This window comes from Paenibacillus sp. KS1 (assembly GCF_001680695.1).
Lineage (GTDB): Bacteria > Bacillota > Bacilli > Paenibacillales > Paenibacillaceae > Paenibacillus_B > Paenibacillus_B suaedae.
In genome coordinates, this window is the sequence record NZ_MAIS01000063.1 from 22,831 (window position 1) to 35,141 (window position 12,311).

Genomic DNA, 12,311 nt, shown 5'->3' on the forward strand with positions numbered 1-12,311 from the left:
CATCAATTTATAGTTAGTAACATTTTAATAATATCACTTTGTTAATATCAAATATAGCAAAATAGAAAGAGAGATGCAAGAAGAAACGTGATGAGGAAAGGCATTTGTTACGACAATGCCTCAATCACAAAGAAAGCTAAAGAAGCTGCCGCCAGTAGAGTACCGACGACAGCTTGCTTCTTAGGTATTTTTTCTATGTTCTCTAAATGGGGTCCTGACCAACCCCCGGGCGGCTCTTTTACCTTTAACAGTTGCTTCATTTAGCAGCTGTTTCATTTCATGTAGCGATATTCCAGGAGATTCTTCAAATTCGAGATTTTCTGCAGCAGCTTCTCCCCGACATTGGTTTCCCTCACCAGTTTCCGTTCCAGTTCTTTGTCCACCAGTCTTTTTACAGACAATACGTCCGTTCCGTTACATAACACATCTTCTTTTGAATTAAATTTCTTATGCGCGACGAGCTGCATGCCAAAGGAATTATACAACAAGGTATATCCGGCGATACCCGTTGTGGATTGATAGGCTTTGGAAAAACCGCCGTCAATGACGACCATTTTCCCATTTGCTTTAACAGGGTTCTCTCCACTAATTTCTTTAACCGGAGTATGCCCGTTAATGATATGTCCATGATCCGGATTCAAATCAAACTCTTGCAGGATTTTCCGGCAGATCTCCTCATTTTCCCGCAAATGGTAGTAAGGGTTCTTCCTCTCCTTATGGGTATCTTTATCTTGGATAAAGTACCGCTCAAAGGTGGTCATTTCTCTCTTTCCAAAGAGCGAGGAACATTTCCCTGTCCAGATGTACCATACCATATCCGTAGCCAGATCATCCGTCTCTTCCGGATTCGCAAAGGCGTAACGCAAATAATATTCAAAAACATCGATCAGCTGACGACCCGAATAGGTCTTGTCTTCAATCTGCATTTCTTCCATGTTTCCTTCTTCATTCAAAGGAATGCAGCCGTGGATCAACAAATTCCCGTTGTATTTTAAATAAAGGCTGCCCTTCTTCATAAGGAAATTCATATGTCTGGCCAGCTTTTCGGAATGCTGAACGGAGAACAGCAGCTTCTCCATCACCTGTTGTTCTTCCTCCAGCAATTGTTCAGGCTGCTGCGGATTTACGGTAGCGAAACAGGTGTTTTCCAGCGGGTACGTTTTTCCGCCGATCTTGATTTCATTTTTGTCGTAATCGATCTGCTCAAGCAAAAGCCTTTCAGACATATGAAAGTAAGGACGTCTCTTGATAATCGGGATTTCAAGCTTAAACTGGATCATGGCAATGGCTTGATGGATTTTAGTAATCTGTAGGATTTCCTGCTCCGATACGTTATGGCCTTGCTGCAGCTTCGGTCTGAAGGCTAGGTTGTCATCATAGTATTTCTCCGCCAAGTTCAGCAATGGGCGAAGATTGATTCCGTATACGTCTTCGATGATGTCCAAATTGTCGTATCTGGCGCAGATCCGGATAATATTCGCAAGGCAGACCAGAGAACCCGCATAGGCGCCTATCCACAGAACATCATGGTTCCCCCATTGAATGTCTACAGAATGGTGGTTGATAAGCGTATCCATAATTTTATCGGGGTCCGGCCCGCGGTCATAGATATCTCCGACCACATGAAGATGGTCAACCACTAGGCGCTGGGTCGTATAAGCAAGGCCGATAATCAGCTTATCCGCCTGACCCAAGGAGATAATCTGCCGGTATATTTCCTCATAATAAGGATCCTTATTGTTGGTAGAATCCGTCTTGTATAGAAGCTCTTCTATAATATATACGAACTGCTCCGGCAGAGCTTTACGCAATTTCGAGCGCGTATATTTGGAGGAGGCATAAGAAATGAGCTTAAGCATTTGTTCAATCGTTTGTCTATACCACCGGTTCAAGGCTTGTTGATTGCACAGGTCTCCTTTAACAAGCTGTATTTTTTCTTCCGGATAATAAACTAACGCCGCAAAATCATTGATTTCTTTATCCGTCCAAACCTCTTGGAACAATTCTTTGATTTTCTCTTTTACGGTACCAGAACCGTTTCTGAGTACATGCTGAAAAGCCTGGAACTCCCCATGCAAGTCACTGACAAAATGTTCAGTTCCCTTGGGGAGATTGGAGATCGCTTTAAGATTGATGATTTCTGTTACGACTTTTTCTTCCGTATCATATTTCTGGGCCAATAAATCTAGAAACTGCGCATCCAATACAGTTGTCCTCCTTCAGGGAAACGGTGATGTCTAGCTGGGCGTACTTAGAAGCCCCACGGCTATGAGTTGCCCCCTCGAAATAGCTCATCCAAAGGCCGAGCCATTCCATAAGGGCATTTGTACCAACATACCACTATGTTTTCCCTAAATCAAAGACGAATTTGAAGACTTCCCTGATAATAGGGATTTTATGAACTTGAAGGTGCTAGAAGGAATCAGGCCCGAGATCGCGACGAGCCCCATCAACGAGAAGATCAATGACATCTTTCCAAGTGTAAAGGGATTGCGACGGGACATGTTGGGTGATATATATCGCTAAATACAGATCCAATTGCATGATTGTTATAATAGAGAAAACGCCTGCCAAAATATATAGAACAAATATTTTATCCTGAAAGATGACTCCATAGCCTTTCCATTGTTCTTTTATCGAAGTTGAAACTGCATGTAATGAAACCTTTTGGCTGGTACCCGGCATACTTTCACGAATTCTCAGAAAGATTGCAACCGTATAGAACAGCATGACGATTGTACAAGTCCATAGCAGTTCACTTCGGTATTGAAAGAAAAAAAAATGCCCCCAATGCGGGTCCTAATACAGCACCAATATTATGAGCTGTCGTAAATGTGGCGAACACCTGCCGGCGATCCTTATCGGAAATAAGATCCGCTAAACTCCCTCCAACCATGCTGCCAAGTATGCTAATGAGGAGCGGAATCGCCATTAACATCCCTGCTGTCTGTTTACCTAACGCTTCGCTAAAGTAGACCGTAATAAAAAGGGAAGTACATCCAAAACAATAAATTGAACAGTCCCTCGCCGATTAGGCGAATTTTCAAATTCACATCCCAAACATGTAATTTCAAATGTTCTCCCTCTTCTCTAACGCAAACATCCGTATAGGCCTACGAATATTCACCGTTTTCCCCGGCCAGGTAAACCAATGATAAAGTACTTGGGAAATTAAATATAGACTTATAATTTTTAATAAGTTATACTCATAATATGGAAATCGATGGAACCCATTTTTTAATTTAATTGCTCCAAAAACGAACATTTGTTCGGAATAAATTCATAACAAAGACGCTCTTTATGTGAGAGCGTCTTTGTTCGTATGTTCACGATCTCTTATGTAACGCCACGAACAGCCGAAGCTCCTCGTCACTCTAATCTTAATCTCTAACAGGGCCGCATAAGGATCGCCGCCAATGTTCAGCCATTTAGCAATGGATGGCGCTGTCTTCAAGCCATGATTGTTGGTGGAAACGGCTATCGAGTCGTCGCATCTCGCCTATGCAACTAATCACTTAGCGTTGCAGATTATCCTATTTTTCCTCTTCCATTTCACAATCGTTTTCCTTTAAGTGATACTTACTAACAACGCTATTAGGGCCAGAGAAAATGGAACCACCATTGCGAACGGTATCGCGAATAAGTCTGATCATCGATTCTCGATCTGCTTTCACCGCTGAAATCCAGTCCTGTGGCGCATCAGTCACAGGGTCGTACTGGGCGCCCCAATCGGCTAAATCAAGCAAAATTGGTATTAAATCCAGGCCTTTGTCCGAAAGAATATAAACCTCTTTGCGTTTATCAGTAGCGTGGGGTTTTTTTACGAGAATGCCTTTCAACTCCAAATGAGCAAGGCGGCTAGCCAGTATATTTGATGAGATTCTCTCTTCAGACTCAATAAACTCCCCGTATGTGTTCTTTCCGAAATACAAGATGTCTCGGATAATCAGCAACGACCAGTGATCGCCAAAAGCCTCTAAAGAAAAATTAATCGGGCAGTGTGATTTCGTATCCAAACGTTTCATATGACCAACTTATCATACTTGCATAACGAAAGCAATATCACTTGCATCATGAAAGTAATAATCGTATACTGGGGTCATTACAGCATGTTTAAAATTTCCAACTCATGTAGGGAGGAATGGATTATATGAGTATTTCTTCAATGCCTCGGATCGTTTCAGAAGAAGAGTGGCAGATTGCCCGTCAAAAACTGCTCGTCAGAGAAAAGGAGCTCACCCGCGCGTTAGATGCACTTGCTGCGGAACGTAGAAGACTGCCGATGGTGAGAATTGAAAAAGATTACGTGTTCGAAGGATCGAACGGCACTGCAAGCCTGCTTGATCTTTTCGAAGGACGGCGCCAACTCATCATTTATCATTTCATGATGTCTCCAGGCTCCGATCATCGCTGCCGCGGATGCTCATCCTTTGTTGACAACATTGGCCACCTATCTCATCTGCACGCCCGTGATACTTCCTTCATACTCGTTTCGCCAGCACCCTTTACTCAGATCGAATCATTTCGAAAGCACATGGGCTGGACTATCCCTTGGTATTCCTCAAACGGCGACAATTTCAATTTCGATTGCGGTGCAGGCAAGGGATTTGGTTTGAGCATCTTTCTCCGTAATGACGATAGTGTGTTTCGAACCTACTATACGACTGCACGCGGTGTGGACAGGATCAGAGCCGATTTCAATCTCCTCGATCTTACGCCTTATGGTCGTCAAGAGGAATGGGAGGATTCTCCTAAAGGGTGGCCGCAAACACCTCCATACACGTGGTGGCGATTACATAACGAGTACGAAGTGAACCAAGATGGAAAATAACCCTTTCATATGTCCCGTTAAATGGGGAGAACTGTTTAGGAAAGAAATGCTCGTTTCCTGCAAGAACTAATGGATACGATATTCACGGTTTGGTACGACCCCTAACCCTTTTCAATTCAGAGATCAGAGAAAATGAGGCTGCCGTTACATGTCGGTAGCCTCGTTCCTGGTGATTGTTATCTCCGAAATAAACCGCTTTACCCTGGCAAAAAGAAATTAGAACGTTACGCTTGTTCTGCCCAGTTAGCCGGATATGTTACATAGATAAATCGTGCATATTCTGGCACAGAAAATTGAATCTTACTTCCATTTGGAATCAGGATCACTTCTCCTGGACCAGCTGACACCTTTGTACCATCAATGATAACATCCAGATGTCCCTCAATCACATAATCAACTTCATCATAGTTAAGTGTCCAGTCAAAGGTTGTTTCTTTCATCTCCATGATACCGCAGCCAAGTCTTGGACTTTCCTGTAGCGAGAAAAGATCCTTACAATAGACGATATCATTCGGATTGCCTGTATCGAGACGATCCTCTTCCGTTACTTTCATATTTGGCACTTTAACAGAAGTAATCCCTCCAGGACCTCTATGAACGTTCTGTTCAATCGCATCAGCCGCTATTTTTTCCATGATGATATTACGAACCATCTCTTCAATCATCTTTTTATCGATACTCATAGGTATCCTCCTCTAATTTCTAGGTGCAGTTTTTTTGGAACCATTTTACTTGGAATGAGCATAGCAACCATTACAGCCAGAGAATAAACACAAAGAGGCCTAAAGTTATACCGATTCCGTAGGAATGTTATAACCTTAAGCCTCTTTGCTTTAGTAAGACTACGCCTTTGTAGTCCTCTATTACATTTTAAACGTGATGAAACTGTTGTTCTACGCTGTAGATTCCAATTGTATGCTTTCTTTTAGTTTATCCTCTACATAGCTATTTACAATAGATAAACCTAAACATTTTTGTGAACATTCTTCAACATTGAATCCTTTGCCGTCATCTATTACTCCAATCGTGCTCAACATTTGATATAACTTTGTATCCAACCGAAATTTTGGTGTCCTAAAAGGAATTATTCGACATCATCTCCTACTGAACCTATGTGAAATAGAGTAAATAGAAGTTATAAAGTGATATCTGTATATTGCTGTCGTTGATTACGCTTACCTCGGGATTGAACCAGTTTTTACCTTATCTTATACTGACAATTGTTAGCCTAGTTATTTAGCTAGCAACAAAAGAATTCAAGAGAATGGAAAGGAGAGATTACGATTATACACACCTATTCCCGATTTAGGAAAACGTTGTCCGTCGCTCTAGCCTCAGCCTTGCTTTTTTCATTAGGTACTTGGTCAAATGGAGCTTACGCTTCAGAGAGTGGACAGTCCTTTCCAACGAGCAAATCATTCTCCAACACTGCAACTTCAGTATTCGAAGAAAAAATTGTTGTCAAACTTAAAGAACAATCCTTCCTTCCAAGTGAGGAAGGAAAACTTCAATTGCAACAAGAAGTATCCCCCCTCTCAGCTATACCAGAATTATCGTTTGACCCGCTAATCTCAGAGGAATTCTTACCGTCAGCTAACAAAAGCTTAGCTGCTAATCCTTTTGCATCCGTGTTTGATCGCTATTATTATTCCAAAATTCCCGCTGGTGCTGACGTCGAACAGTTATTGCAAACGTTGCGAAGCTTCCCGCTAGTTGAGGAAGCATACGTAAGTAAAAAACCAGAATTGGCCAATGCGCCTCTTCCGAACACAACACCAGTCCTTCCAAGTGATGATCCGCGCTTCTCCTTGCAAAGTTATGCGCAAGCAGATCCTCTAGGTACTAACGCTCCCTATGCTTGGCAATTTGAAGGTGGCGATGGCAAAGGCACCAAGTGGGCCGATATCGAGTGGAATTGGGCACTAAATCATGAAGATTTAGCCGCTCACAACATTCAGCTTTTGCCCGGCGGCACTAATGATGGAGATGCTAGTCACGGTACGGCTGTACTCGGGGTTGTATCCGCGGTTGACAATGCTATTGGCAATATCGGGCTAGCTAACAAAGCTACGCCGATTGTATCCTCTTTAGTTCGTACAGGTGGTACAGCAGAAGCAATTTTAGCGGCCACACAAGTATTATCTCCGGGTGACGTTATTCTGCTCGAAATACAGATCGGTTATAACGGCGGCCCTTGGTTACCTATCGAAACACAGTCGGCAGAGTTTGATGCAATCCAATATGCAACAAGCCTAGGGATTGTCGTTGTAGAAGCGGGAGCCAATGGTGGTGTTGATCTCGATCAGTACAAGCATTGGGATAATAAATACATCTTCAATCGGGATCTCCCAGATTTCAAAGATTCTGGAGCAATACTAGTTGGAGCGGGATCATCAACTGCACCTCACTACAAACTCGGCTTCAGCAGCCATGGCAATCGAATCGACGCTTACGGTATTGGTGAGAACGTTGCAACTTTAAGTTCAACAAGCACTGCTTCGACAACTGGTTATACCGACTACTTCAATGGAACATCTTCCGCTTCACCTGTCATTGTAGGTTCGATTCTACAACTGCAAGGGATCGCGAAAGCCAAATTCGGCGTGCCGTATTCGCCAGATGAAGTTCGTAGAATACTGAGATGGTTACCGTTTAATACCCCGACTTCCGATTTAGCAAATGACAGAATCGGTACCCTACCTAATTTGCAACAAATTATAACGAATTTACCTACGCCAGGTGCTGTACCTACCGATACAGAAGCACCACTAGCACCAACCAATCTAGTTGTTAATACTACCTCTGGCACAGCTAGCTTGAATTGGACAGCTTCTACGGACAATGTTGGATTGATCGGCTATGACATTTACGTAAATAACGATCCTTTTGCTAAAGCAAGATCAACTAGCAACTCTGCTACGATCAGTGGATTAACTAGTGGTTCATATACGTTTACTGTCAAGGCTCGGGATGGCTTTAGTAATTTGTCTGCGGCAAGTAACTCGGTGACCGTTCAAGTACAAGTTGACCCCTGCCCTGCTCCATGGAACGCTTCCTCCACTTATGTTCAAGGTGACATTGTTTCTTATAATGGAGTGAAGTATCAAGCCAAATGGTGGACGCAAAATGAATATCCAGATCTGAAAAATGATCCGAACGATGTTTGGACTGTGCTCGGTCCATGCTAAAAGAATAAAAACTTGATTAAATAAAAGAGAGGTAGGGGCATATCCATTCCCTATCTCTCTTTTATTATCTTCGATCCCCCCCCCACTTCAGATACTACTTTCAATCCAAAATAGGCAGAGAATCAAATCAATCAGATATTAATTTTGAATAAATATTGAGATCGTTAAACTTTCCATCTACTCTTTCATATTGTCTGAGTGTTCCTTCAAACGTAAAGTTGAGCTTTTGTAATAGCTTCATAGAATTCACGTTTCTGGGGTCAACCCTTGCTTCGATTCGATTCAGCTTTAAAGATGAAAATCCATGTTCGATCAAAGAAGAGATAGCTTCTGTAGCGTATCCTCTTTCCCAAAATGATTTAGCAATGTCATATCCAATTTCTGCGCTGCTATTTTCAAAATCTAAGGCATTATAACCACAAGAACCTATAATCTCATTGGACTCTTTTTTAATGATGGAGAAACGAATAGCCTTACGATCTTGAGAAAGATCATCAAAGAGATTAATCATTTCCTGTGCTTGATTTTCATTAGTAAAAGAAGAAATATTCATAAATTTAGTAACGTCTGGATCTGACCAAATTTTAAACAAACTAGACGAGTCCGCTATCTTCATTTTTCTCAAATGTAAACGTTCTGTGTGTAACTCTGTAATCAATACTTTTACCTCCATTATATTTTAATAGTTAGGTTGAAAATATTGACATCTGCGCATAGTTCAGTCCCTTCATTTTTGAAGATAGTTTCATTATATAAGAGGCTATATGCTTTATCTACGCTTATCCCCAAAAAAAGGACAGGGTGTAGGCAGGCAGATCTTCTTCCTTGTTCAAATATTTTCTTTCTCACGACATCATCAACTAAAAAATGTTAATAATTATTTTATTCCGCCCGTAAACCCCCTAATTTTTTCAGAGATTTCTTTTGGATGGGAACGATATAAATAATGGTTCGCTTCCAATAACACCATTTCTCCATGTATAGAATCCTTTATTTGCTTCTCATGTTCGGGGATCCATCGATCCGTCACAGGATGATTCGCTTGGACAAAGAAAAGAACAGGTAAATCGGGAGGGAAAGATTGCTGTTCTGCTGCTTTAAAGTTGGAATACATGCTCTCTGCCTCATTTAATTGAGTTGTATTATACATGTTTTTCCGTATCAAAATGTTCAATTGTTCTTTCGTTTGTTCATCATAAGGCAGTCCATCATAAGGGTCAGCACCCAGTTTCAATTGTATACGGGCGAAGCCCAAGTCGCGGAACCATTTAATCGGTTCTGTCACAGACGAATCAATCTTCTGTTCACTCAGCGAGGGAACACTGCTATCCAGCCCGATAAACGCTCTCACTTCGTTAGGATATTGGTTCACATAATCCAGACTGTAGATCCCCGAAATTGAATGGCCCATGAGAATATAACGATTTATATGGAGACTTTGTAATGCTTCATGAATTTCACTTACGATATTGGCTGTACTGCGCTCCTTCTCGGACTGTTCGCTCAATCCATAACCAAAAGGTTCAATCACGACGACTTTATAATATGGAGATAACTCTACTATGAGTGGTTTAAAATCAAGTGCAGGTGCCGCTGTTCCAAAACCGGGTAGAATCACAACGGTTTCTTCGCCTTGACCTTGAATGAAAACATTCATCTGTTTCCCATCTACAGACACATGCTGACCATAAGGTTGCATTCTTTTTTGCTCCGAATGACTGCTTATTTTATTAACGGTATACACGATGGCAACAAAAAGCAGGATCGCTATAACTACTGCGACGATTACTTTAAGCAAAATACGTAGTACACTCTTTGTTCTTGTACTATTCCTTACTTCCGTTCCTGCTGGTTGTGCCAAACTCTTCAGCTCCTCTTGTTATCTGTACAATGTCCCTGCGATCCACCACTGCAAGTCTAGCCAACCAAGATGTCCTCACAATGAATGCAATATGAACGGAGCATGAACAACGTTTTTTGGCAATCGGGACAAGAACTTGTCACGATTAAACAATAAAAACACTATATTAGTTGTCCAGAGAAAATAAAGTGCTAAACTGACGGTATTAAGGCCGATTAAAAGCAAAATAGCCCACACCTCGATAACAAGGTGAGGGCTATTAGACACTTACTAGTAAAGCAACACAACAATACTATTTGATAAGACGAGCATTTACCCAATCGGCATGGTCACTATTTATACCATCTCCACCATCTGTGACAATGAGTTTTAGCTCATTCTTTCCAGATAGATTAACGTTTACCTCTTTTGCCGCTGTATTTTTATTCATTACGCCACTAATGAATACAACTTGATTGTCTACAACAACTTTGAACTCCACAGTACCTACAGTACCTACCTCACTATCTACTCCAACTAGCGCGGCAAAGGATGTGTACTGCCCATTCAGTTTGTAGACAATTTCACTGTTAGCATGTGTGCCCAAACCTTTTGTATAGGTCTTGTCATTTAACTTGAGTGTATTTCCATCAACACTACGATCTTTTTGGACTGTTCCCCAACCTGCTGTGGCAGAAAACCAATTAATATCGCTGAGATACGTTGTAACAGGTTGTGGTGCTTCAAAGAGTTTAATCTCACTTGCAGATGCAAAACCATTTGTGCCACCACCTTGAGGTACTTCAAGTCGAACATATTTGGCAAGAGTAGGTGTGAAAGTGGCTGTCTTTTCTGTTTTGTCCTTTGCCCAAGTGCCTGTGGCAACCTCATTGAAGGATACTCCATCAAGACTAGTTAGGATTCTATATTTTGTAATAATTCCATTTTCTTCACTTTGTCGTGGTAGATAGGTTAGCTTGGTGAATGTTGTAGGATTTAAATACTTTGCTGTAATATGGTAAGGAAACTGATTTGGGTTATTCCATGCACTGTGCCAAATAGTTTTTGTATCTCCATCAAATGCATATGCTGCGGCATTACCCTGTGAAGTCTCTTCGCTATTTGCTGTTGCGGCAATGATACCTCCAATACCTTTTACCTTATCCATTCCATCTGTCGGTTTAATGATGTTATAATCTGACCCAAACCAAATTGGTGCGGTTAGAAGAGGTAAACCCAATGCATTAATCTTGTTTTTTGTTTCATTTGTTGCAGGTAAACCCCATTTATCAAAGAAAGGCGTCAAGTCATATTGAGCTACTTTTGAAGTGTTGAGAATAAATGCCTGTTTTTTCTGATCATCTGTAGTTGGCAGATCTGCTTGCGCTAACTCACGATATAATCGATGTAACGCTGGATAGAAGTTATCCCCAAATGCAAGATTAAGCTGCCACAGCATTTCTAATTTTGAATTAGAGTCTGCAAAATTCTTGGTTGGCTGATCTACAAACGTGAAAGCAGCTAAGTACTCGCCTTGGGATCTTGCAGGCTCAGTAGGTTTAAGAGCCTTCTTAGCGGCTATAGAATATATATTTACATTCACCTCAGTCATCCCATCCCAATTCCAAGGTGCTTGTTGTCTCAGATGACCTGCCTCATGATACTGACCCCACCCCGTTCTTGTAAGGTCTAAAGCATCGGCACTTGCTCCAGTATCTTTAGGCATAATTGCCCCATCCCAATTTGCATATGCATACGCTCCTGGTATGGTATTTTCTGATTCAATAAAGCCAATCAAATGCCTATCTAACCGATGCCTAGGATCAGGATCAGAACTAGATAGTCCAGATATTTGATCCTGTGCTGTAATAAACTTATCATAAGTCTGTAAAAGAGTAGTTGGGTCTTGATTCAAGATATGATCTCTAGCAGTAGCATAATAGAAGACAAAGAGAGCTCTTTCAGATTGAAGAACAACAGAAGGTGCATTAGGATATGCATTCATCATTGCCTGCCAATCCGCATTTGTATTCTTGCCTAATACAAAGAATGGAACAGGACTCCCCCCGCTCACTACATTTACATTAATACTACCTTCATTGTTGCTGTTATCAAAAGACAACAAACCGCCATTTGGTGAGGAAATTGTGTTTATGCCTGGTTGTAATGGATAAAAAAGCGCCCATTCTTTATCATGACGATGGATCCCAATAACCGCTGTAATTGGTTTGTCACCTGAAACTTCAATCTTAATTTGTTCATTGGGTTTTGCATATAAACCTGTTGGCTGATATATTTTTCGAGCATTTATGAATCTACGTTCTCGGTCGCCTTCCGCCCATATATCTCCAAGCGCTTTTACTTCAAAATTTCGCTGAACTACAAGATTACTTTGCAGTGTATTGGCTTCCTCCGTTGGTGGGATGACTGGCTCCGTTGGCGTGATGACTGG

9 protein-coding genes are annotated in these 12,311 nt (G+C 41.5%); 2 read left to right on the plus strand and 7 right to left on the minus strand.

Annotated elements, in window-relative coordinates; genetic code table 11:
- Window positions 1–272: 272 nt before the first annotated feature.
- From BBG47_RS19315 to BBG47_RS19325, 3 genes are all read right to left on the minus strand, one after another.
- Window positions 273–2,204 (minus strand): fructose-bisphosphatase class III, encoded by a 1,932-nt coding sequence (locus BBG47_RS19315; protein WP_065293060.1) that lies wholly within the window; start codon window positions 2,202–2,204, stop codon window positions 273–275.
- A 551-nt stretch (window positions 2,205–2,755) separates the two neighbouring features.
- Window positions 2,756–2,932: a hypothetical protein gene (locus tag BBG47_RS30020; RefSeq protein WP_175400586.1), complete on the minus strand. Its 177-nt coding sequence runs from the start codon at window positions 2,930–2,932 to the stop codon at window positions 2,756–2,758.
- A 601-nt stretch (window positions 2,933–3,533) separates the two neighbouring features.
- Window positions 3,534–4,025 carry a winged helix-turn-helix transcriptional regulator gene (locus BBG47_RS19325; protein WP_065293062.1) on the minus strand — a complete coding sequence of 164 codons (492 nt, stop codon included), beginning with the start codon at window positions 4,023–4,025 and terminating at the stop codon, window positions 3,534–3,536.
- Window positions 4,026–4,150: 125 nt separating this feature from the next.
- Here BBG47_RS19325 and BBG47_RS19330 point away from each other — a divergent pair, with 125 nt between their 5' ends.
- Window positions 4,151–4,831, plus strand: coding sequence for a DUF899 domain-containing protein (locus BBG47_RS19330; protein ID WP_065293063.1), 681 nt, complete (start codon window positions 4,151–4,153; stop codon window positions 4,829–4,831).
- 224 nt (window positions 4,832–5,055) lie between these two features.
- Here the strand turns inward: BBG47_RS19330 and BBG47_RS19335 are convergent, their stop codons facing one another.
- Entirely contained in the window at window positions 5,056–5,514 is a 459-nt protein-coding gene (locus BBG47_RS19335; RefSeq protein WP_065293064.1) for a cupin domain-containing protein, read from the minus strand.
- A 633-nt stretch (window positions 5,515–6,147) separates the two neighbouring features.
- Here BBG47_RS19335 and BBG47_RS19340 point away from each other — a divergent pair.
- Entirely contained in the window at window positions 6,148–8,019 is a 1,872-nt protein-coding gene (locus BBG47_RS19340; protein ID WP_083189465.1) for a S8 family serine peptidase, read from the plus strand.
- 127 nt (window positions 8,020–8,146) lie between these two features.
- Here the strand turns inward: BBG47_RS19340 and BBG47_RS19345 are convergent, their stop codons facing one another.
- The 3 genes from BBG47_RS19345 to BBG47_RS19355 all read right to left on the minus strand — a co-directional run.
- A complete protein-coding gene (locus BBG47_RS19345) occupies window positions 8,147–8,677 on the minus strand; it encodes a GNAT family N-acetyltransferase (protein ID WP_065293066.1) in 531 nt (176 codons plus the stop codon).
- A gap of 219 nt (window positions 8,678–8,896) precedes the next feature.
- The gene (locus BBG47_RS19350) at window positions 8,897–9,880 is read right to left on the minus strand and encodes an alpha/beta fold hydrolase (protein ID WP_065293067.1); all 984 of its coding nucleotides are present in this window, start codon (window positions 9,878–9,880) and stop codon (window positions 8,897–8,899) included.
- A 292-nt stretch (window positions 9,881–10,172) separates the two neighbouring features.
- A partial coding sequence (locus BBG47_RS19355) for an NPCBM/NEW2 domain-containing protein (protein WP_065293068.1) occupies window positions 10,173–12,311 on the minus strand: 2,139 nt, incomplete at its 5' end.

What these genes read in the sequence shown, in the direction of transcription:
- BBG47_RS19325 (WP_065293062.1), bottom strand. Translation starts at nt 4,025, where the DNA reads ATGAAACGTTTGGATACGAAATCACACTGCCCGATTAATTTTTCTTTA.
- BBG47_RS19330 (WP_065293063.1), top strand. Translation starts at nt 4,151, where the DNA reads ATGAGTATTTCTTCAATGCCTCGGATCGTTTCAGAAGAAGAGTGGCAG.
- BBG47_RS30020 (WP_175400586.1), bottom strand. Translation starts at nt 2,932, where the DNA reads ATGGCGATTCCGCTCCTCATTAGCATACTTGGCAGCATGGTTGGAGGG.
- BBG47_RS19335 (WP_065293064.1), bottom strand. Translation starts at nt 5,514, where the DNA reads ATGAGTATCGATAAAAAGATGATTGAAGAGATGGTTCGTAATATCATC.